The 20,355-nt window shown below is 64.6% G+C and carries 22 protein-coding genes; 18 read left to right on the top strand and 4 right to left on the bottom strand.

Going from position 1 to position 20,355, the window contains the following annotated elements:
• The first annotated feature begins 108 nt into the window (after positions 1 to 108).
• Both J0X27_RS06470 and J0X27_RS06465 read left to right on the top strand, forming a co-directional pair.
• Positions 109 to 1,335 carry a DUF7096 domain-containing protein gene (locus tag J0X27_RS06470; protein ID WP_207272044.1) on the top strand — a complete coding sequence of 409 codons (1,227 nt, stop codon included), beginning with the start codon at positions 109 to 111 and terminating at the stop codon, positions 1,333 to 1,335.
• A gap of 161 nt (positions 1,336 to 1,496) precedes the next feature.
• A complete protein-coding gene (locus J0X27_RS06465) occupies positions 1,497 to 1,946 on the top strand; it encodes a type IV pilin N-terminal domain-containing protein (protein WP_207271570.1) in 450 nt (149 codons plus the stop codon).
• Positions 1,947 to 1,967: 21 nt separating this feature from the next.
• Here the strand turns inward: J0X27_RS06465 and J0X27_RS06460 are convergent, their stop codons facing one another.
• The gene (locus J0X27_RS06460) at positions 1,968 to 2,591 is read right to left on the bottom strand and encodes a methyltransferase domain-containing protein (RefSeq protein WP_207271569.1); all 624 of its coding nucleotides are present in this window, start codon (positions 2,589 to 2,591) and stop codon (positions 1,968 to 1,970) included.
• Between the two features lie 157 nt (positions 2,592 to 2,748).
• Here J0X27_RS06460 and ahaH point away from each other — a divergent pair, with 157 nt between their 5' ends.
• The 13 genes from ahaH to J0X27_RS06395 all read left to right on the top strand — a co-directional run bounded on the left by ahaH (position 2,749) and on the right by J0X27_RS06395 (position 17,221).
• Positions 2,749 to 3,081 (top strand): ATP synthase archaeal subunit H, encoded by a 333-nt coding sequence (gene ahaH, locus J0X27_RS06455; RefSeq protein WP_207271568.1) that lies wholly within the window; start codon positions 2,749 to 2,751, stop codon positions 3,079 to 3,081.
• 40 nt (positions 3,082 to 3,121) lie between these two features.
• The gene (locus J0X27_RS06450; RefSeq protein ID WP_207272043.1) at positions 3,122 to 5,329 is read left to right on the top strand and encodes a V-type ATP synthase subunit I; all 2,208 of its coding nucleotides are present in this window, start codon (positions 3,122 to 3,124) and stop codon (positions 5,327 to 5,329) included.
• A gap of 203 nt (positions 5,330 to 5,532) precedes the next feature.
• Positions 5,533 to 5,814: a hypothetical protein gene (locus J0X27_RS06445; RefSeq protein WP_097381425.1), complete on the top strand. Its 282-nt coding sequence runs from the start codon at positions 5,533 to 5,535 to the stop codon at positions 5,812 to 5,814.
• A gap of 25 nt (positions 5,815 to 5,839) precedes the next feature.
• Positions 5,840 to 6,421: a V-type ATP synthase subunit E gene (locus J0X27_RS06440; RefSeq protein ID WP_207271567.1), complete on the top strand. Its 582-nt coding sequence runs from the start codon at positions 5,840 to 5,842 to the stop codon at positions 6,419 to 6,421.
• Entirely contained in the window at positions 6,418 to 7,470 is a 1,053-nt protein-coding gene (locus tag J0X27_RS06435) for a V-type ATP synthase subunit C (protein ID WP_207271566.1), read from the top strand. The genes J0X27_RS06440 and J0X27_RS06435 overlap by 4 nt, the downstream gene beginning before the upstream one ends.
• A complete protein-coding gene (locus tag J0X27_RS06430) occupies positions 7,467 to 7,799 on the top strand; it encodes a V-type ATP synthase subunit F (protein WP_207271565.1) in 333 nt (110 codons plus the stop codon). Before J0X27_RS06435 ends, J0X27_RS06430 begins: the two co-directional genes overlap by 4 nt.
• A gap of 3 nt (positions 7,800 to 7,802) precedes the next feature.
• Positions 7,803 to 9,566, top strand: a complete 1,764-nt coding sequence (locus tag J0X27_RS06425) for an ATP synthase subunit A (protein ID WP_207271564.1) — start codon at positions 7,803 to 7,805, stop codon at positions 9,564 to 9,566.
• A 2-nt stretch (positions 9,567 to 9,568) separates the two neighbouring features.
• On the top strand, positions 9,569 to 10,978 hold the full coding sequence (locus J0X27_RS06420) for an ATP synthase subunit B (protein WP_207271563.1): 1,410 nt from the start codon (positions 9,569 to 9,571) through the stop codon (positions 10,976 to 10,978).
• Between the two features lie 322 nt (positions 10,979 to 11,300).
• Complete coding sequence (locus tag J0X27_RS06415; RefSeq protein WP_207271562.1) at positions 11,301 to 12,914, top strand: long-chain-fatty-acid--CoA ligase; 1,614 nt, start codon at positions 11,301 to 11,303, stop codon at positions 12,912 to 12,914.
• A gap of 162 nt (positions 12,915 to 13,076) precedes the next feature.
• Complete coding sequence (locus J0X27_RS06410; RefSeq protein ID WP_207271561.1) at positions 13,077 to 14,222, top strand: extracellular solute-binding protein; 1,146 nt, start codon at positions 13,077 to 13,079, stop codon at positions 14,220 to 14,222.
• A 6-nt stretch (positions 14,223 to 14,228) separates the two neighbouring features.
• A complete protein-coding gene (locus tag J0X27_RS06405) occupies positions 14,229 to 15,152 on the top strand; it encodes an ABC transporter permease (protein WP_207271560.1) in 924 nt (307 codons plus the stop codon).
• A 1-nt stretch (position 15,153) separates the two neighbouring features.
• Entirely contained in the window at positions 15,154 to 16,104 is a 951-nt protein-coding gene (locus tag J0X27_RS06400) for an ABC transporter permease (RefSeq protein WP_207271559.1), read from the top strand.
• Between the two features lie 97 nt (positions 16,105 to 16,201).
• Positions 16,202 to 17,221 (top strand): ABC transporter ATP-binding protein, encoded by a 1,020-nt coding sequence (locus J0X27_RS06395; protein ID WP_207271558.1) that lies wholly within the window; start codon positions 16,202 to 16,204, stop codon positions 17,219 to 17,221.
• Positions 17,222 to 17,263: 42 nt separating this feature from the next.
• On the opposite strand, the gene J0X27_RS06390 is transcribed toward J0X27_RS06395, so the two are convergent.
• Positions 17,264 to 17,488, bottom strand: a complete 225-nt coding sequence (locus tag J0X27_RS06390; protein ID WP_207271557.1) for a DUF8143 family protein — start codon at positions 17,486 to 17,488, stop codon at positions 17,264 to 17,266.
• Positions 17,489 to 17,552: 64 nt separating this feature from the next.
• Here J0X27_RS06390 and J0X27_RS06385 point away from each other — a divergent pair, with 64 nt between their 5' ends.
• From J0X27_RS06385 to J0X27_RS06375, 3 genes are all read left to right on the top strand, one after another.
• Positions 17,553 to 17,756: a zinc ribbon domain-containing protein gene (locus tag J0X27_RS06385; protein ID WP_097381438.1), complete on the top strand. Its 204-nt coding sequence runs from the start codon at positions 17,553 to 17,555 to the stop codon at positions 17,754 to 17,756.
• Positions 17,757 to 17,865: 109 nt separating this feature from the next.
• The gene (locus tag J0X27_RS06380) at positions 17,866 to 18,609 is read left to right on the top strand and encodes a V-type ATP synthase subunit D (protein ID WP_207271556.1); all 744 of its coding nucleotides are present in this window, start codon (positions 17,866 to 17,868) and stop codon (positions 18,607 to 18,609) included.
• Between the two features lie 56 nt (positions 18,610 to 18,665).
• A complete protein-coding gene (locus J0X27_RS06375; protein WP_207271555.1) occupies positions 18,666 to 19,088 on the top strand; it encodes a DUF6276 family protein in 423 nt (140 codons plus the stop codon).
• On the opposite strand, the gene J0X27_RS06370 is transcribed toward J0X27_RS06375, so the two are convergent.
• Positions 19,089 to 19,487: a DUF5811 family protein gene (locus tag J0X27_RS06370; RefSeq protein WP_207271554.1), complete on the bottom strand. Its 399-nt coding sequence runs from the start codon at positions 19,485 to 19,487 to the stop codon at positions 19,089 to 19,091.
• Positions 19,488 to 19,541: 54 nt separating this feature from the next.
• A complete protein-coding gene (locus J0X27_RS06365) occupies positions 19,542 to 20,027 on the bottom strand; it encodes a pyruvoyl-dependent arginine decarboxylase (RefSeq protein ID WP_097381442.1) in 486 nt (161 codons plus the stop codon).
• Positions 20,028 to 20,355 lie beyond the last annotated feature (328 nt).

Here is a 20,355-nt window from a genome sequence, read left to right as displayed (position 1 = left end):
TAGCGCGCCTGAACGGCGTAACATGTCGCAATCGGGTCTGTAGTGGGCGTCTCCGGGCCTGACCGATAGACGACCAGTTTTTGTATCAGGAGGCCATACGGTGTGGCGATGAACAACGCGATGCCTGCCCTCCTCGCGTTCCTCCTCGTCCTCTCGCTGCCTGCGATGACCGTCGTCGCAGCGGCCCCTGACGGCGAGCGCGTCGACGGATCGGCGGCGGCCCTCCAGCAGGAACTCCCGTATGAAACGGCCCCGGTCGAGGCCGAGAACACGACCAACCGTCTCCCCTTGACCGGTGACGTCAGAAGCGAGCACACCGACTACGGGAGCGGCCTCGGGCTGGTTTTCGCGAGTGCCGACGACGAACTCAGGCTCGACCACGAGCAGTACACGCTCGTCGACGACGAGTTCGACGATGCAACCACTGAGCAGCAAGCAGCGATGGTCCAGCAGGCCTACGAGCGTATCAACGAACGGGCCGACGAACTCGAGCAACGCGAGCGCGAGGCAGTCCGAGCATACGCAGCCGGCGAGCAATCGACGAACGAACTCCTCCAGACGTTGCTGCGAAACCACAAGGAGGCGGCGATGCTGGCCGATACCCTCCGGGACCTCGAGGGGCACGCAAGCCGGGTTTCCGGATATTCGCTGCCGGCTGACTACTCCGACTACAAGGCCCTGGAGTACCACCGAACGCCGCTCCGAGAGAACCTCGAAGCACTCACCGATCGCCCGACGCGTGGGAGCGGACTCGGCGTGACCGTCTCGGCTTCACAGACGGGGTACAGCCTCGGGATGATGGACGGGGATCAGTACCTCGTCGAAACGGCTCGGTTCGATAACCGGGACGGAACGGACTCGGAACGGCTGCAACACAGCGACGCCTACGATTACACCGGTGAGCTCTATCCGTGGGCGACCGAAGACGGTCCCCACTTCCAGGACAACAGTCCGGACCACTACTGGGCCGAGACGGGACACGATCAGGGCCGGCTCGATTTCTACTTCAACAGCCAGACCGGAAACGTCTATCGCGAGACACAGGAACTGACCGCACAATCGCTCCCCGTAACGGAAGAGACGACGGGGTCCAGTGACGGGCTCGAGCTGTCGATCAACGAGACGCCGCCGGCGGAGAACGTTAACAGTCCGATCGAAGTGACGGTGACCGACCAGGCGACCGGCGAACCCGAGCAGGCAACCATCATCATTGACGGGATCGAAATCGGGAAAACCGACGAGGACGGGTCGCTGTGGATCGTTCCAACCATCGGCCAATCAGAGCTGACGGCACGGACTGCAAACGGGACCGTCAACGCGACGATCACGTCCTAATTCGGTGTCCGGACGGAGTCACGATTCGGCTTCGACCCGGGAACGTGTTGTTCCACGTCAGAGTGGACTGTCATTTATACGCGAAGGAGCGGCCAGAGCGATACGTGATCCCAAAGCGGTTCCGTCCCCGACGACGCCCCACTTCGAGCGCGCCACGTGCGGTGAGCCCGCTCGTCGGCGTCCTCGCGTTGCTCGCAATTACCGTCTGCCTGGCGACGGTGGTCGCGGTCGGCGTCGGTGCATGGTCACTCGAGGCTCCCGGTCCGACGGCGGCGTTCGAACTCTCGGCCGACGGCGACCGCTCCTCGATCACGATCGAGCACGTCGCCGGTGAGTCCGTCGACGTCGAGGCACTCTCGGTGACGATCGCGATAAACGGGACGGAGCTCACCGAACAGCCCCCCGTCCCGTTCGTCGGCGCGAGCGGGTTCGATGGCTCACCTGGGGGCCCGTTCAATCGGGAAGCCGATCCGGAGTGGACGGCGGGAGAACGGGCCAGCGTGTCCGTCGCCGAGACGAACTCCCCGACGCCCGAGACGGACGATTCGATCACCGTCTCGCTCGACGTCGATGGCCGCCGGATCGCCGAACTCGAGACGACGGTCCGATGAGGTCCGCTCGGCTCCGGGCCGTCACTCGGGTGCGCGCCCGATCGTCGTGATCGCGACGTCGGGGTCGTAGGACGGACCCATGAACGCGTGTTTCACGTCCTCGAAGCCGGCGGTTTTGAACATCTCGTCGGCCTCGTACTCGTCGTAAAAGAGCATGATCGAGTCGGCCAGGAGTTGGCTGACGACGTTGTCGGGATAGTTCGGGCCGACGACGAGCACCTGGCCGCCGGGTTTGAGCACGCGACGGAATTCCCGCAGCGCGAGGATCGGGGTCGGCCAGTACTCGATCGAACCCGACGACCAGACGACGTCGAACGTGTCCGTCGCGAACGGCAGCCGTTCGGCGTCGCCGCGGTGGAAGTGAACCGGCGGTGCCCGTTTGCCGAACTTCTCGTAGGCCTGTTCGAGTTGATGTTCGCTCTGGTCGAGCGCGTAGACCTCGTCGACGTGCTCGAGCAGTCCCTCGGTGGCGAAGCCGGTGCCACAGCCGACGTCGAGGACCGTCATGTCGTCCTCGATGTCGAGCAACGAAAGCGCCGCGGTGCGCATGTCCTCGGTCCAGATGAACGGGTTCACCTGATCGTAGACCCGTGAAAGGTACTTATAGAACAGTCGAGCACGGGCCTTGTTCTCGAGAAGTCCCATTAGTGAAGCGTTTCGATCGGATCGGCATATGTCTGCCGTTCCCGGCGCTGTGAGGGGGAAGTAAAACGCAATTATCGTCCGTTCGGGCTCGGATCGCGCTGAGTCACTTTCGCAACTACCATATACGCGCTCTAGCAAACGTCCGACTGCTTAGAATATGCCGAGGCCAGAGGTTCTCGAACGAATTAAGTCGGCGGAGGAAGAGGCCGACGAGATCGTCGCATTGGCAGACAACGACCGCGACGAGCGGATAGCCGAGGCCCGGGAACGTGCCGAGGAGATTCGCACGGAAGCGGAACAGGAGGCCAGGGAGCTCAAAGAGCGCCGCCTGGAGGAGGCTCGCGAGGAGATCGATGCGGAGTGCGAGCAGGTCCTCGAAGCAGGCGAACAGGAGCGTGAGCAACTCGCCGAGCGCGCCCGGAAACGGGTCGGCGACGTGACCGACCACGTCGTCGACCTGTTCCAGGAGGACGTCCATGCTCAGACCTGAGCGTATGAGCAAGGTCTCGGTGACCGGTTCCAGGCGCGTCATGCCTACGGTCATCGAGGCGGTCCACGAGCTGAGTCTCGTCCACCTCTCGGACTACGACGGCTCTTGGGACGGATTCGACAACGGCAACCCGATGACGGGTGCCGACGACGCATCCGAGAAGCTGGTGACCGTCCGCGCCCTCGAGAGTACCCTCGAGCTATCGGCCGACGAGGCCGATCCGGGGACGCTCGAGGAGGGCTGGGAAGACCGGCTCGAGGAGATCCGAACGCGGATCAACGACCTCGACGACCGCCGCGTGGAGATCAACGACGAACTGCGGCAGGTCGACGAGAAGATCGACCGCGTGGCACCCTTTGCGGAACTCGGTATCGACCTCGACCTGCTGTCGGGGTACGAGACGGTCGATGTGCTCGTCGGTGAGGGCCCCCTCGAGGAAGTCGAGGCGGCCGTCGACGCGTCCGACGACGTTCGGGCGTTCGAGACGTTCACCGGTGGCGACGTCGTGGCTATCGTGGCCGCGCCCGCCCAGGGAGCCGACGAGGAGCCGATCGACGACGCCCTGGTCGGCGTCGAGTTCACCCGCTATGAAGTGCCCGACACCGAACAGAGTCCCGAGGACTACGTCGCGGACCTCGAGAGCCGAAAGCGGGACCTCGAGTCCCAACTCGAGGAGATCGACGCGGAGCTCGCGGAGATCAAACAGGAGGAAGCGGCCTTCCTCCTGCGAGTCGAGGAGGAGCTGACGATCGAGGTCCAGCAGGCGGAAGCGCCGCTGCAGTTCGCGACGACCGACCACGCGTTCGTCGCGGAGGGCTGGCTCCCGACCGAGGAGTACGACCGGCTCGTCGCGACGCTGAACGATGCAGTCGGCGACAGCGTCGAGGTCGAAGAACTCGTCCGCGCCGACTACAACGACGAAGGGTATCCGACGCGGACGGAAGACGTCGACCACGGCGGCTCCGGCGGTGCCGAGGAAACGACCGAGGCGGAAGAACGGGAGGCCGCGACGCAAGAGGCGATCGCCGACGGCGGTACGACCGCTGCCAGCGGCGACGTCGTGACGATGGTCGACGAACCGCCGGTCATCCAGGACAACACCGGCCCTGCGAAGCCGTTCGAGTTCCTGCTCCGGTTGATCGATCGACCCAAGTACAGCGAACTCGACCCGACGATCGTCCTGCTGTTGACGTTCCCGGCGTTCTACGGCTTCATGTTGGGCGACCTCGGCTACGGGATGATCTACACGGCCGTCGGCTTCCTCATGTACAGCCGATTTGACGAGGACATCATCCGAAGTCTGGGTGCGATCGGCATGTGGGCCGGTGGGTTCACGATGCTGTTCGGCGTCCTCTACGGCGAGTTCTTCGGGATGCACTTCCTGGGAGAAGTCGTCTTCGGTGGCAGCCCGCCGTTGCACAAGGGTCTCCAGCCCGTGTACGCGAACTACGGACAGACGTGGCTGATGGTGAGCGTCCTGATCGGACTGGCCCACCTTACCCTCGGGTACGCCTTCGGCTTCTTCAACGATCTCGATCACGGCGTCACCGACGCGTTCCTCGAGAACGGCTCGTGGGCGCTGCTCATGGTCGGCGTCTGGGTCTGGATCTTCAGTCGCCACGGTGAGGGCGTCAAGCCGGACTTCCTGTACACCTCGTTCGGGACCGGCTCCGAGGCGGCGTTCGAACTCGGCTTCACCGGCTTCGCGACGGAGGTCGGACTCTACGCCGGCCTCCCGATCGCCGCGATCGGATTCGTGACGATGGTCTACGGCGAAGTCAAACACTACGGCGTCCTTGGCATCATCATCGGCGGGCTCGAGAGCTTCAACGTCCTCGGAGACGTGCTCTCGTACCTGCGGATTGCGGCGGTCATCCTGGCGAAGGCGGGCATGGCGTTCGTCGTCAACATGCTCTTCTTCGGGGTGTACGTCGTCGAGACCGATCACGGCGCGGAGTGGCACTTCGGTACCAGCCACGCGCCCCAGTACATGCTCGAACAGGGGACCTACCACGGTCACGAAGTGTCCGAGGTCATGTTCGGCGGCCTGCTCCACGGCGGTCTCGTGATGGCCATCCTCGGCGTGGTCATCCTCGTCGTGGGTCACATCGTCGTCCTCCTGCTCGGCATTACGAGTGCCGGCCTGCAGGGGATCCGTCTCGAGTACGTCGAGTTCTTCAATCGGTTCTACGAGGGCGGTGGCCGGACGTTCGAACCCTTCGGTGGGATTCGATCCGACGACGACTGACGTCGTCGGCCACCATGCCCCGGACTCGTTGCGCGTGGTAATCAGGCACGCATTCCGGGACCTTCATCGAAAGGGTAATACCTCTGGATAGCGAGTATTAACGGCTACGCCGGTGAAATCGGCGGTTTAGTTTGGGAAGTTTTAAGAACACGCTGGGGAGTAGTACCACCTGTCCGGTTGCAAAACCACGAGGAAACTCAATCATGACAATCGAAACTCTACCCGAGGTCGCATTTGCACTGAACAGTTTCGCAGAGAACGTCGTACTGCAGCAGGGTGGCGGTGGCCCGATGCTCGAGCAGGGAGGGGCTGCGGCGATCGGTATCGGTCTCGCAGCTATCGGCGCGGGCTATGCGGAGCGAGCGATCGGTGCGTCGGTCGTCGGGGCACTCGCCGAGGACTCCATCTCGCCGGGTATCGGGATTCTCCTGACGGTCCTGCCCGAGACGCTCGTGATCTTCGCACTGGTCGCGCTCTTCGTCTAAAGCGTCCCCATCGAACTTTCTTACAATGAGTCTGGACACAGTCGTTGAGGACATTCGAGAAGAGGCTCACGCGCGTGCGGAGGATATCCGCAGTGAGGGCGAAACGCGCGCCGAAGAGATCGAGTCAGCCGCCCGAGAGGACGCCGACGAGATCATCGCCGACGCCGAAGCCGAGGTCGAGAGCGAGATCGAGCAGTTGCGCGAACAGCGACTCTCCAGCGCGAAGCTGGAGGCGAAACAGAAACGACTGGAGGCACGCCGCGACGCCCTCGCGGAGGTCCGTGACGCGGTCGAGGACGAACTCGCTGCCCTCGAGGGAGACACCCGCGAATCCCTCACTCGTGACCTGCTCGAGGCGGCGACGGTCGAGTTCGACGAGGGCGACGACGTCACCGTCTACGGCCGCAGCGACGACGCGGAGTTGCTCGAATCGATCCTCGAGGAGTACGACGGCTACGAGTACGCCGGCGAGTACGATTGTCTCGGCGGCGTCGTCGTCGAGAGCGACCAGTCCCGTGTCCGCGTCAACAACACGTTCGACTCGGTGCTCGAGGACGTATGGGAAGACAACCTCCAGGAAATCAGCAACAGACTCTTCGAGCAATGAGTACGGGTGCCTCGAATCCGGAGTACGTGAACGCTCGCGTTCGCTCGCGTCGAGCGGCGATGTTGTCCGACGAGGATTACCGAAAGCTGATCCGGATGGGGCCGAGCGAGATCGCGCGGTTCATGGAGGAGACGGAGTACGAGCGCGAGATCAACGAACTCGGGACGCGGTTCTCGGGCGTCGACCTGATCGAGTACGCGCTCAACCGCAACCTCGCGAAGCACTTCGACGACTTGCTCGAGTGGTCGGAGGGGAAACTCTACGACCGCATCGTTCGGTACCTCCGGAAGTTCGACGTCTGGAACCTGAAGACGATCATCCGTGGTATCTACACGGATACCGACCCCGAAGAGATCCGGACGGATCTCATTCGCGCCGGCGAACTCGACGACGGGACGATCGATCGGTTGGTCGAGGTCGACTCGATCGAGGACGTCATCGAACTGCTCGATGGGACGATCTTCGCCGAGCACCTCGAGGTCGCCTTCGAAGAGTACGAAGAGAGTGGCGCGCTCGTCCCCCTCGAGAACGCGCTCGATCGGGCGTTCTACGAGAACTTGCTCGCGGATCTCGGCCGGCCCCAGGAGGGGCCGGAAGCGAAGTACGTCGAGTTCCTCGAGGCCGAGATCGACTTCCGGAACGCCCGGAACGCGTTGCGTCTCGCGCGAAGCGGTTCGGATCTCGATCCCGCGGCCTACTACATCGAGGGCGGCGTGTTGTTCGACGAGTCGGATCTGAACCGGTTGGTCGGTGACTACGACGCCCTCGTCGATCACATCGCCGAGAACAAACGCTACGGCGACCGCCTCTCGGGGGCGCTCGACCGACTGCGGGATGCTGACAGCCTTATACAGTTCGAGCACGCACTTGACGCTGCGTTGCTCGAGTACGCGGATCTGCTTTCGAGCGTGTATCCGACCTCGATCTCACCCGTTCTGTCGTTCGTTCTCGGGAAGGAACGCGAGGTCGAGAACATCCGCGCCATCGCGCGGGGTCGCGAGGTCGGACTCGACGAAACCGAGATCGAAGAGGAGCTGGTGATCCTATGAGCCAGGAAATCGCGGTCGTTGGCAGTCCGGAGTTTACGACCGGCTTCCGCCTCGCTGGCGTCCGCCGGTTCGAGAACGTCCCGGACGACGAGAAGGACGAACGGCTGGACGACGCTGCAACGGCAGCCCTCGAAGACGAGGGCGTCGGGATCGTCGTCATGCACGACGACGACCTCGAGCACCTGTCGCGAAACGTTCGCCAGGAAGTCGAAACGAGCGTCGAGCCGGTCGTCGTCACGATCGGCAGCGGTACGGGAGGCGGCGGGCTGCGCGACCAGATCAAACGCGCGATCGGGATCGACCTGATGGACGAGGACGAAGACAGCTAAACTATGAGCCAGGCAGAAGACATCGAATCCGTCGACGAAGACGGTGTAATCGAAAGCGTGAGCGGTCCCGTCGTGACCGCCACGGACCTCGACGCCCGGATGAACGACGTCGTCTACGTCGGCGACGAAGGACTGATGGGCGAGGTCATCGAGATCGAAGGGAACCTGACCACGATTCAGGTCTACGAGGAAACCTCCGGCGTCGGCCCGGGCGAACCCGTCCAGAACACGGGCGAACCCTTGAGCGTCGACCTCGGACCGGGCATGATGGACTCCATCTACGACGGCGTCCAGCGGCCACTGGACGTCCTCGAGGACAAGATGGGGACGGCGTTCCTCGACCGCGGGGTCGACGCCCCCGGAATCGACCTCGAGAAGAAGTGGGAGTTCGAACCCACCGTCGAGGAAGGCGACGCGGTCGAACCCGGCGACGCCGTCGGTGTCGTCGAAGAGACCGTCACCATCGACCACAAGGTCATGGTGCCCCCGGACTACGAGGGCGGTGAAGTCACCGCGATCGAGAGCGGCGAGTTCACCGTCGAGGAGACGGTGGCCGAACTCTCGAGCGGCGAAGAGATCCAGATGCACCAGGAGTGGCCGGTCCGAGAGGCCCGCCCCGCCGGTGACAAGGAGACGCCGACCGAGCCGCTGGTAACGGGCCAGCGCGTCCAGGACGGCCTCTTCCCGCTCGCGAAAGGCGGAACGGCGGCGATTCCCGGTCCGTTCGGATCCGGGAAGACCGTCACCCAGCAGCAACTCGCCAAGTGGTCCGACGCGGACATCGTCGTCTACATCGGCTGTGGCGAGCGCGGCAACGAGATGACGGAAGTCATCGAGGACTTCCCGGAACTGCCGGACCCACAGACCGGGAACCCGCTGATGGCCCGGACCTGCCTCATCGCCAACACGTCGAACATGCCCGTCGCGGCCCGCGAATCCTGTATCTACACGGGCATCACGATCGCGGAGTACTACCGTGACATGGGCTACGACGTCGCGCTGATGGCCGACTCCACCTCGCGGTGGGCCGAGGCCATGCGGGAGATCTCGAGTCGACTCGAGGAGATGCCCGGCGAAGAGGGCTACCCCGCGTATCTGGCTGCCGCGCTCTCCGAGTTCTACGAGCGCGCCGGCAAGTTCCAGCTGATCAACGGCGGCGAAGGGTCGATTTCGGTCGTCGGAGCGGTCTCGCCGCCGGGCGGTGACTTCTCCGAGCCGGTTACCCAGAACACGCTGCGTATCGTCAAGACGTTCTGGGCGCTGGACGCCGACCTCGCGGAACGTCGGCACTTCCCCTCGATCAACTGGAACGAGTCCTACTCGCTGTACAAGGACCAGCTCGACCCGTGGTGGGAGAGCAACGTCGCCGGCGACTGGGCGGAGACCCGCCAGTGGGCGGTCGACGTACTCGACGAGGAGGACGAGCTCCAAGAGATCGTCCAACTCGTCGGCAAGGACGCGCTGCCGGAGGACCAGCAGCTGACCCTCGAGGTCGCACGCTACCTGCGTGAGGCGTGGCTCCAGCAAAACGCGCTCCACGACGTCGACACCTACTGCGAACCCGAGAAGACCTACCGGATGCTCGGCGCGATCCAGACGTTCAACGACGAGGCCTTCGAGGCACTCGACGCCGGTGTGCCACCCGAGGAGATCACGGACGTCGACGCTGCGCCACAGCTCAACCGGATGGGCACGGCCGAGGAGTGGGAGGAGTTCATCGACGAGATCGAGAACGACCTCAAAGAACAACTACGAGCACTGTACTAACGATGAAAGAGTACCAGACTATCACGGAAATCAGCGGTCCGCTGGTGTTCGCCGAGGTCGACGAGCCGGTCGGTTACGACGAAATCGTCGAGATCGAGACCGAGGACGGGCGAACGCTGCGCGGCCAGGTGCTGGAATCGAGCGAAGGAATCGTCTCGATCCAGGTGTTCGAAGGCACGGGCGGGATCGACCGCAACGCCTCCGTTCGCTTCCTGGGCGAGACGATGAAGATGCCCGTCACCGAGGATCTGCTCGGACGGGTGCTCGACGGCTCCGGCAACCCGATCGACGGCGGTCCGGAGATCGTCCCCGACAAACGACAGGATATCGTCGGCAAGGCGATCAACCCCTATTCGCGTGAGTACCCAGAGGAGTTCATCCAGACCGGCGTCTCCGCCATCGACGGCATGAACACGCTGGTTCGGGGGCAGAAGCTCCCGATCTTCTCCGGCTCGGGGCTTCCACACAACGAACTCGCACTCCAGATCGCCCGTCAGGCGACCGTCCCCGAAGAGGACGAGTCCGGCGAGGGCTCGGAGTTCGCAGTCATCTTCGGTGCGATGGGAATCACCGCCGAGGAGGCAAACGAGTTCATGGACGACTTCGAACGGACGGGCGCGCTCGAGCGCTCGGTCGTCTTCATGAACCTCGCGGACGACCCCGCAGTCGAGCGACAGGTCACGCCGCGACTCGCGCTCACCACGGCCGAGTATCTGGCCTTCGAGAAGGACTACCACGTGCTGGTCATCCTGACGGACATGACCAACTACTGTGAGGCACTGCGCGAGATCGGTGCCGCACGCGAGGAGGTCCCGGGCCGCCGTGGCTACCCCGGTTACATGTACACCGACCTGGCACAGCTCTACGAGCGCGCCGGTCGAATCGAGGGCAAGGAAGGCTCGGTCACGCAGATTCCGATCCTGACGATGCCCGGCGACGACGACACGCACCCGATTCCGGACCTGACCGGGTACATTACCGAGGGCCAGATCATGATGGATCGGGACCTCAACAGTCAGGGGATCGAGCCGCCGGTCAACGTCCTGCCCAGCCTCTCGCGGCTGATGGACGACGGGATCGGCGAGGGCCTGACCCGCGAGGACCACGGCGACGTCTCCGACCAGATGTACGCCGCCTACGCGGAGGGTGAGGACCTGCGTGACCTCGTGAACATCGTCGGTCGCGAAGCGCTGTCCGAGCGGGACAACAAGTTCCTCGACTTCGCCGACCGCTTCGAGGCGGAGTTCGTCCAGCAGGGGTACGACACCAACCGCTCGATCGACGACACGCTTGAGGTCGGCTGGGACCTGCTCTCGGACCTGCCCAAAGAGGCGCTCAACCGCATCGACGAGGACCTCATCGCGGAACACTACCGCGAAGACGAATCGGCCGAAGCCGTACAGGCCGACTGACGCTCACTCGCTTTTCACCGCCGCTCCGTTTCTTCGACTCGAGCCACTGGGAGTCGCCGGTACTCGAGTCTTGTTTTCGCGCACGCGAGCAATACGCTCGGCGTCGAACCGGCAGCGCCATCGTAGACGTGTCGATGAACGCTCCCCCGCAGCCGTGGCTGTCACAGGGGGCGGAAATAGCGCTGGTCGACCCCGACGGCGGGACCGACTCGAAGGTCGGCCTCAAGCGGTCGAGACCGTTTCGATACATCAGCTATCCTGACTATCACTGCGTGAAACAGGGGGAAAGGATCGTATGGATCGTCGATGAAGCGCGCTATGTATGCACAAACCACTGCTCGTGCCGGAGTTCCTCGACCGGGCGCGGACCCATTACGGCGACGAGGAGGCCGTCGTGGCGACGACGGGCGAACGGTTCACCTACGACGACCTCGGCGAGCGCGCCGATCGGTTCGCGGCGGCGTTGCAGGAACGGGGGATCGAGAAGGGCGACCGCGTGGCCGTCTTGGATCCGAACACCCACTACCACCTCGAGGCGGCCTACGGGATCATGCAACTCGGGGCGGTTCACACCCCGCTGAACTACCGGCTCACGCCCGACGACTTCGAGTACATCCTGTCGGACGCGGACGTCGACGCGATCTACGCCGATTACGAGTTCGCCGACAGGATCGAGGCGATCCGCGACGAGGTGCCGACGGAGACGTTCATCACGAACGACACCACCGAAGTGACGGGAGAGTGGGAGTCGTTCGACACCGTCCTCGAGGACGCCGGTCCCGACTACGACCGCCCCGAGATGGTCGAGGACGAGATCATCACGATCAACTACACCTCGGGAACGACGGGCGATCCGAAGGGAGTCTGCCGAACGCATCGCTGTGAGACGATCCACGCCTACTTGCTGGTCGGCCATCAGGAGATCACGGACGACGACGTCTACCTGTGGACGCTGCCGATGTTCCACGCGAACGGCTGGGGCCACATCTTCGCGGTAACGGGAATCGGCGCGAAACACGTCTGTACGCGCGGCATCGACGCGGGGGAAATCTTCGAGACCGTGCGATCCGAGGACGTCTCGTACATGTGCGGTGCGCCGACGGTGTTGAACATGCTGATCGACCACTACGAAGAGCACGAGCCGGAGACGACCGGCGAGCGGGACGTTCGACTCGCGACAGCGGGCAGTGCGCCGCCGGAGGCGACCATCCGGACCGTCGAGGACGAGTTCGGCTGGTATCTGAAACACGTCTACGGCGCGACCGAGACCGGGCCGCTGATCACGACCTCCGACGCGCGCCGACACTTCGCGGACGACAGCGGCGACCGATTCCGGATCAAGAAACGGCAGGGACTGGCCTATCTCGGAACCGAAATCCGCGTCGTCGACGAGGACGGGGAGGACGTTCCCCACGACGACGAAACCCTCGGCGAGGTCGTCGTCCGTGGCAACCAGATCATGGAGAAGTACTGGGAGAAACCCGAGGCGACCGAGGAAGCCTTTACCGACCGACTCGAGGGCTACTACCACACCGGCGACCTCGCGACGATCGACGAGAACGGCATGATCGCGATTCAGGATCGGAAGAAGGACATCATCATTTCGGGCGGGGAGAACATCTCGAGTATCGAACTCGAGGATACCCTGTTCGACCACCCCGAGGTATCGGACGTGGCGGTGATTCCAGCGCCCAGCGATGAGTGGGGCGAGACGCCGAAGGCGTTCGTCGTCCCGGACAGCGATGATCCGGCCGATCCGGATGTGACGGAACGCGACCTCGAGGCCTTCACGCGGGAGAACCTCGCGGGGTACAAGACCGTCCACCGGGTCGAGTTCGTCGAGGAACTGCCGACGACCGCGACGGGCAAAGTGCAGAAATACGAACTCCGTCAGGAGGAGTGGGAGGACGAAGAACGAATGGTCGGACAGGGGTGAGCCCCATCCGCGAAGCGAACCGTTCTCATACCGTTTGCCGGCCGCGGTTCGATCGAACCGTACGAACGCGTTCCCGAGCGATGTGTTTCGCTCTGGGACACTATATAGCGTCACATTTCTAACATAGCAACGGCTTAGTGTCTCTTGTCGGCTTGCGTATCTATGTCCGAGTCGACAGGGACGACACGGCGATCGGTGCTTGCGAGTGGCGTGACTGCGAGTACGCTCTCGGTTGCGGGATGTCTGGGCGATTTCGTCGGTGGGGGCGGCGGCCAGACCTACACGGTCGGCCACGGCGAGTACGAAACCGACGTCGACTCCGCGGCGTTTCCCGAGGAGCTACAGATCTACTGCGTCCAGACCGGGTGGTCGAACTGGGGGGCCGTCATGGAAGCCTTCGAAGAGGAGTATGGCATCCCACTCTACGACGCGCAGGGATCGTCGGGTGAGGCCCTCGAGGACATGCGGGCCAACGCGCAGAACCCGACCCACTCGGCGTACAACGGCGGCTACTCCTTTGGCCTCGAGGCGATGAACGACGAGTTGACGACCGAGTACAAGCCGGCGAACTGGGACGTGGTCCCCGACGATCTGAAGACCGACAACGGCCACGTGACCGCGACGCGGCAGATGACGACCGCGGTGACCTACCGGGCCGACGTCTACGAGGAGCGGGGGCTGGACGCCCCCGAAACGTGGGAGGACCTGAAACATCCCGACATCGCGAAGGACCTGGCCTTTACGCCGCCACACACCGCCAACGGGCAGGCCTCCGCACTGTCGGTCAACCGGGCCTACGGCGGCGATCTGGATAACCTCGATCCGGTCATCGAATACCACGAGACGATCGCCGAGCACGGCGCGGACTTCCGCCGCAACGTCGAGGGACCGATGACCGCCGGCGAGATCTCGACGGTCGTCGAGTACGACTACACCGGGCTGAACCTCAAGTACAACAACGAGGAGTTCGACGAGGGCCAGATCGAGGTCGCGATCCTCGAGGGGCCCGAGGGCGAACCGGGCGCGATGAACGTCCCCTACGGCTACGCCCTGTTGCGAAACGCGCCAAATCCCGAGGCGGCGAAGCTGTTCATGGACTACGTCCTGACCGAGGACTGCCAGAAGCTGTTCTTCGACGCCTACGTCCGTCCGATCCGGGCGAACGAGGTCGACCAGCCCGACGAGTTCCCCGAGCAGTCGTCCTACGAGGCGGCCGGGTTCACCGTCGACCAGCAGACCCTCGTCGAGAAGCAAGCCGACATTCAGGAGGAACTCGTCGACCGAACCCCGCTGCAGGGAGCCCAGTGATCGCGGATGTCGGTCCGGAAATCGGCGACGGCGTCGGTTCGTCGAGTCGCGACGCTCGCGTCGACGACCGCCCGTCCGACGACCGAACGCGAGCGGGAACGCCGGCGGATCGCGATCACGTGTCTGCCCTTCTTCGTCCTCGCGACGGTCGCAGGATTCGTCCCGCTCGCGATGCTGGCACGGATCAGCCTCGCCGAGGACACGGTCTGGATGACGGGCTGGTCGCTCGAGGCCTGGCGGACCCTCGCGACGACCGCCGAGTACCGGTGGGTCGCCTGGAACACGCTGTGGTTCGTCGGGCTGGCGACGCTGGTCAGCGTCGCGCTCGGCGTGGCCGTCACTCACGTCCTCGAGAAGTACGACCTCCCCGCCGAGCGGGTCGTCGTCGCGGCGGTCTCGTTCCCCATCGCGCTGCCGGGGATCATCGTCGCGTATCTGATCGTCGTCCTCCTGGGTCGACAGGGGCTGGTGACGAACGCGGTGGCGGTCGCGACGGGGCAGAGCGCGCTCGATCTGGCGAGTGCGACCGCGATCAGCGGCCTGCTCCTCGGCTACGTCTACTCGCTGCTGCCGCGAGCGACGATGGTGCTTCGTGGGACCTACGCCGAGGTCAACACGCAGGCCGAGGAAGCGGCCCGCGCACTCGGTGCGAGCCGCTGGGAGACGTTCTATCACGTGACGCTCCCCGAAATTCGACCGGGCATCGTCGCGGCGGCGATCCTCACGTTCCGTTCCGGACTCGCGATATTCGGGACCGTCCTGATCCTGCAGAGTCACCGCGTGGTCACGCTCCAGATACACGAGGAGACGAGCGTCGGCTCGTACCACCCCGACGTCGCGGCCGCGATCGGACTCGTCTACGTCGTCTTCATCGTCGCGTTCACGTTCGTCGGACTGCGGTTCGTCGAGAACGATACGGTGGGGATCTGAGATGACCGGTCCGTTCGAATCGACGACCGCGGCCGACGACTCGAGCGTGCGGTCCGGGGCTGACCGCACGGAGGCACGCTCCGATGGCGGTGCTGTCACCGCCGACGCGTCCGCGGAGTGGTCGCGGTCCGGACCCGCGCTGTCGACCGTGCTCGGTCGACCGATCCTCGTCGGCGTCGTCTCGATCGTCGTCGCGTTCCTGACCGTTCCCGTCGTCGTCACGTTCGTCTCCTCGTTCGCACAGTCGGCGACGGGCGTCGTCCCGCGGGGATTCGTCACCCTCGAGCACTGGCGACAGGTGCTTGGCTTCGGTGACTACGGCGTCCGGACGAACGCGATGCCGGGCCTCGCGTTCAGTCTCGCCATCGCGACCGGGGGGATGCTCTTGAACGTGGTGATCGGAGTCCCCATCGCGTACGCGCTCGCGCGATACGAGTTTTTCGCGCGTGACTGGGTGAACACGGTCGCGATCCTGCCGCTCGTTCCGGGGCTAATCCTCGGCATCGCCTTCGTCCAGACCTACCCCGAGTTCGGCCGTTCGGCGTTCGGGTTGATCGCGGGGTATTGCCTGCTCAAATCGCCGTACATGGTCCTGACAGTACAGAGCTCGTTCCAGTCGATGGATCTCGTCCGCCTCGAGGAGAGCGCCCGGTCGTTGGGCGCATCGTGGCCCCGAACCGTCCTGACGATCGTCGTTCCACACGCCAAGCGGGGGATCGTGGCGGGCTCGATCATTACCTGGACGCTCGCGGCCGCGGAGTTCAACTTCACGTACATGGTCGCGAGCGGGAGCCCGGACCCGTTCGCGATCTTCCTCTACCGGAACATCTCGAACGCGACCCATCTGCAGTCCGCGGCGGCCGTTTCGGTGTATTTCCTGATCGTCGTCACCGCGATTCTCGTCCTGCAGTGGCTTGGCAGTAGTGGATTCACGACCGCACGACAACGATGAAACTGAGACAGACACTCACAGACGGCTCGGAACCGGCGTCGATCGGTCGCGGACGGCACCGCGTTCGAACTGGCTCTACGGACCGAGGTGATCGTTCGTGAGCCGGATCTCCCTCGAGTCGCTGACCAAGGCCTACGGCGACGAGGTTGCCGTCGACGGGATCGATCTGACGATCCGGGACGGCGAGATCCTCGGGGTCGTCGGTCCGTCGGGCTGCGGGAAGACGACGACGTTGCGAACCATCGCCGGTTTCGAGACGCCGAGCGACGGGCGAGTGCTGTTCGACGGGGTCGACGTCACCCACGTCCCGCCGGAGGAACGCAACGTCGGCTTGGTCTTCCAGTCCTACGCCCTGTTCGACACCATGACCGTCCGCGAGAACGTCGCCTTCGGGCCGAAGATGCAAGGCGTTCCGAAAGCCGAGCGTCGCGACCGGGCCGACGACCTGCTCGCCATGCTCGACATCGCCGAACTGGCCGACCGGCGGCCGACGACGCTGTCGGGCGGCCAGCAACAGCGGGTCGGCCTCGCGCGGGCGCTCGCGATCGAACCCCACGTCCTCCTGCTCGACGAACCGATGACTGGGTTGGACGCCGAACTCAAGACCCGACTGCGCGAGGAGATCGGCGACCTGCTTGCCGACCTCGAGGTGACCGCCCTCTACGTCACGCACGATCAGGAGGAGGCGATGGCGATGTGCGACCGGATCGCCGTCCTCGCGGAGGGGACCGTCGAGCAGGTCGGGACGCCCGCGGAGATCTACCGCCGTCCCGCGAACACTTTCGTCGCGAACTTCGTCGGGCGATCGAACCTGCTCGAGGGGGTCGCCGAAAACGGCCACGTCGATCTCGGATTCGCCGAACTGCCCGTTGCAGTCCAAGCAGACGGCGAGGTCAGAGTCGCGGTCCGCCCCGAGGCGTTCGAGATCGGTTCGGGAGCGATTCGGGCCGACGTGGCGGACGTGACCTACCTCGGCGAGCGGACCCACCTCTCGGCGACGCTCCCGGACGAAACGACGGTAACGCTACACGCCGACGGTCTCGACGGCTACCGAATCGGCGACACCGTGTCGCTCTCGATCGACGAAGACCGGGTGCACGTCCTCGAGTCGGAATAGCGGCGTCGACGCGTAGCGACGGTCGCGGCGAGAACTCCCGGGCTACGTCCGTCGATCGCCCCACTCGTCGCGGTCATCGTCGTCAGGATGGTCCACACCGTCACTCGAGTGTGCCGTCTCGCGACCGCCGCGCTCTTTCGCGATCCGTTCCGCCTCCGCGCGGTCGACCACCGTCGGGTCCGACGTCTCCCGACTGATCGCCAGCCAGAGGACGAACGGAACCGCCAGGGACGCGAGGACGACGAGGAGACCGAGAGCGGCGGACATGGCGTGGCGTTCACTCGTGGAGCCGGGCACAAATATTTTGTGAACTGACACGAAACCGTCGACTATGAGAGACGACGATCGCGGCTGTCCGAAGTGCGACCACACGGAGACGGAGATCGACGAGATCGCGACGACCGGGGGCGGGCTCTCGAAGATGTTCGACATCCAGAACCGCCGTTTCCACGTCGTGAGCTGTACGAACTGCGGCTACTCGGAGCTCTACAAGGGACAGTCGTCGGGGGACATGATCGACCTGTTTCTCGGGTAGGTACCCGTCCTCGAGCGCGACCTGCGACGCCGATTTCCCCGCGTTGAGCGCGAGCAGTGCGCGGAAACTGTAAACAGTTATCCGACTGGGGCCGCTATCCCCCCACAAGATGGCCAACGACGTCAAGCCCACCCGCAAGAACTTGATGGCGATCGAGGATCGCATCGAGCTCTCCGAGCGGGGCCACGGCACGCTCGAGAAGAAACGCGACGGGCTGATCATGGAGTTCATGGACATCCTGGACAAGGCACAGGACGTCCGCGGCGACCTCGCACAGGACTACGAGGACGCCCAGAAGAAGATCAACATGGCCCGGGCGATGGAAGGCGATGTCGCGGTCCGCGGTGCCGCGGCGGCGCTGCAGGAACACCCCGAGATCACCACCGAATCGAAGAACATCATGGGCGTCGTCGTCCCACAGATCGAGTCCTCGCGGGTCTCCAAGAGCCTCGATCAACGCGGCTACGGGATCATGGGCACCTCCGCCCGCATCGACGAGGCCGCCGAAGCCTACGAGGACCTCTTAGAGAGCATCATCCTCGCCGCCGAGGTCGAGACGGCGATGAAGAAGATGCTCCGCGAGATCGAGACCACCAAGCGACGCGTCAACGCCCTCGAGTTCAAACTCCTGCCGGAACTCTACGACAACCAGGAGTACATCGAGCAAAAACTCGAGGAACAGGAACGCGAGGAGACGTTCCGCCTGAAGAAGATCAAGGAGAAGAAAGAAGCCGAAGAGAAGGCGGAACGAGAGGCCGAGGCGGCCGCCGCCGAAGAAGCGGAAGCGAACCAGGAAGAACTCGAAGACGTGCAGCCGGATACGGCCGCGCAGTCGCCCACGGCGAACCAGTAAGACGCGCCGACCGCCTCCCGCCTTCGATCCGATATTCACCCGCGTTCTCGAGCCCGATGACCTGTCCCGAATGCACCACCGCTGTCGTTTCGTTTTCCGTTCCGGAAGCGTACCGCACTGACGCGCCGTCGGGGGCCGCTGTCGTTTCGTTCTGTCCGCGCTGTCTGCGCCTCGAGCCGACGCCGGACGCGCCGCTCGACGCGGACGGGAACGGACCGGCGGGTGGCGAGCCCGACTTTTCACGCGTCAGCGATGCCTTCCCCACCACTCCCGAGCGTGCGATTCCGCTCGCGCTCGCGGTCGGCCTGTGTTCGTCGCTTGCGACGAACCGCGCCGCGATCGAAACCCTGCTCGAGGCGGTCGAACGAGCCGGGACGGATCCGTTGCTCGTCCTCGATCGGCTCAGTGCCGATCCGTCGGTCGAGCCGGCGATCGATCTCGAACGGCGGAGCCACCAGCTCGAACAGCTACTGTATTGATTACTTCCCGGTCGGCCGCACGTTGTTGCTGACGGCCTGTTTCACCTGCAAGGCGGCGCTCGCGGCCAGCCCGCGGGCGACTTCGTCGCGTTCGTCGGGGGTGATGACCTCCTCGGCGGCCGCCGCTTCCTCCAGGTCGGGCGTAAAGCCGGCACTGACGGCGTGGCCGACCGGCGGGCGGACCGCGACGGTGACCTGTGGCCCGGTCATCCCGCTCGAGACGTCTGCGTCGACGACGTACTCGCTGGGAAGGAACTCACGGGTACGGGCGGCGATCCGTGAGACGTCGCGATGGAGCAGTCGTTTTTGCGTACTCGAGAGGTCCGGAACGTCCGCCGCTGCACGCTGCCCAGCACCAGTCTCGCCCGGTAGCCCTGCGTACGGCGTATTTCCGTTCATGAGAAGTGTGTACCCGTAGCAATGCGCCGCCGGTTCAAAAGGGTTCGCCTTCAGTCAATCCGAGAGGATCGGCTCGCTCTCGCCGTAGACCGCGAGCACGACCGCCGTCGTGTGTGCTCCCGACTCGGCCTGTTGGCTCTCGACGGCGACCGCCGAATCGCCAAACTCCCACTCGCGCAGGTCCTGCCCCGCAGCCAGTCCCTCGCGGACCCGGCGTTCGACGGTCTCGTGATCCATCTCGCCCGCGGTCTCGTAGAACAGTCCCGGACCGTCGTCGACCGACTGGGTCCACGCCAGCGCGGCGCTCACGCGGCCGGGACCGGCAGTGGTGGCTCGAGCCTCGACGACGGTCAGGCGCTCGCCGGCGGGGCCGAGATCGGGCGCGGTGCCGACGGCTTCGACGGGGGTCTCAGCGGGGATCATCGAGGAAACCGAGACGAGGTTGTAGTTCTCGATGCCGGCCTCCGCGAGCGCGGCATCGTAGGAGGCCATCGCCGTGGGAGCCGATGCCGACCCCCAGACGACTCGAATCGTGCTCATATGCGTCCTCGGGGATGAACGGCGTAAGGCGTTGCGATCCGGAATCGATGAGACGCGTATCGTTCAGCGGCCGCGAGCGGAGTCCGAAGAACTGAGGGCTCCGCGAGTCGGGGGAGGGCAGGCGGGTACCCGATGCTGACCGCGAGCGAGGCCGAAGGCCGAGCGAGCGGGTCGACGACTGACTCGGAGAGCGGTTGCGCGGCGCGTAGCGCCGCGAATAGACGAGCGGTGAAACTGCGAGTCAGCGAACGGAGAGGAAGGAGGAGTGCGTTTGATCGAAACTTTACCGAGAGCGCGACTATGCCGTGCTCGCAGAGTGAAATTTCGG

It is taken from the genome of Natrinema longum, from assembly GCF_017352095.1.
GTDB lineage: Archaea > Halobacteriota > Halobacteria > Halobacteriales > Natrialbaceae > Natrinema > Natrinema longum.
Note: the sequence above shows the minus strand (reverse complement) of the source record. Positions and strands in the feature narration are given on the sequence as shown.

Coding starts and splice junctions, on each gene's coding strand:
- J0X27_RS06405 (WP_207271560.1), top strand. CDS start 14,229: ATGTCGGTCCGGAAATCGGCGACGGCGTCGGTTCGTCGAGTCGCGACG.
- ahaH (WP_207271568.1), top strand. CDS start 2,749: ATGCCGAGGCCAGAGGTTCTCGAACGAATTAAGTCGGCGGAGGAAGAG.
- J0X27_RS06460 (WP_207271569.1), bottom strand. CDS start 2,591: ATGGGACTTCTCGAGAACAAGGCCCGTGCTCGACTGTTCTATAAGTAC.
- J0X27_RS06400 (WP_207271559.1), top strand. CDS start 15,154: ATGACCGGTCCGTTCGAATCGACGACCGCGGCCGACGACTCGAGCGTG.
- J0X27_RS06415 (WP_207271562.1), top strand. CDS start 11,301: ATGCACAAACCACTGCTCGTGCCGGAGTTCCTCGACCGGGCGCGGACC.
- J0X27_RS06430 (WP_207271565.1), top strand. CDS start 7,467: ATGAGCCAGGAAATCGCGGTCGTTGGCAGTCCGGAGTTTACGACCGGC.
- J0X27_RS06445 (WP_097381425.1), top strand. CDS start 5,533: ATGACAATCGAAACTCTACCCGAGGTCGCATTTGCACTGAACAGTTTC.
- J0X27_RS06470 (WP_207272044.1), top strand. CDS start 109: ATGAACAACGCGATGCCTGCCCTCCTCGCGTTCCTCCTCGTCCTCTCG.
- J0X27_RS06375 (WP_207271555.1), top strand. CDS start 18,666: ATGACCTGTCCCGAATGCACCACCGCTGTCGTTTCGTTTTCCGTTCCG.
- J0X27_RS06370 (WP_207271554.1), bottom strand. CDS start 19,487: ATGAACGGAAATACGCCGTACGCAGGGCTACCGGGCGAGACTGGTGCT.
- J0X27_RS06365 (WP_097381442.1), bottom strand. CDS start 20,027: ATGAGCACGATTCGAGTCGTCTGGGGGTCGGCATCGGCTCCCACGGCG.
- J0X27_RS06425 (WP_207271564.1), top strand. CDS start 7,803: ATGAGCCAGGCAGAAGACATCGAATCCGTCGACGAAGACGGTGTAATC.
- J0X27_RS06420 (WP_207271563.1), top strand. CDS start 9,569: ATGAAAGAGTACCAGACTATCACGGAAATCAGCGGTCCGCTGGTGTTC.
- J0X27_RS06390 (WP_207271557.1), bottom strand. CDS start 17,488: ATGTCCGCCGCTCTCGGTCTCCTCGTCGTCCTCGCGTCCCTGGCGGTT.
- J0X27_RS06435 (WP_207271566.1), top strand. CDS start 6,418: ATGAGTACGGGTGCCTCGAATCCGGAGTACGTGAACGCTCGCGTTCGC.
- J0X27_RS06440 (WP_207271567.1), top strand. CDS start 5,840: ATGAGTCTGGACACAGTCGTTGAGGACATTCGAGAAGAGGCTCACGCG.
- J0X27_RS06380 (WP_207271556.1), top strand. CDS start 17,866: ATGGCCAACGACGTCAAGCCCACCCGCAAGAACTTGATGGCGATCGAG.
- J0X27_RS06385 (WP_097381438.1), top strand. CDS start 17,553: ATGAGAGACGACGATCGCGGCTGTCCGAAGTGCGACCACACGGAGACG.
- J0X27_RS06450 (WP_207272043.1), top strand. CDS start 3,122: ATGCCTACGGTCATCGAGGCGGTCCACGAGCTGAGTCTCGTCCACCTC.
- J0X27_RS06410 (WP_207271561.1), top strand. CDS start 13,077: ATGTCCGAGTCGACAGGGACGACACGGCGATCGGTGCTTGCGAGTGGC.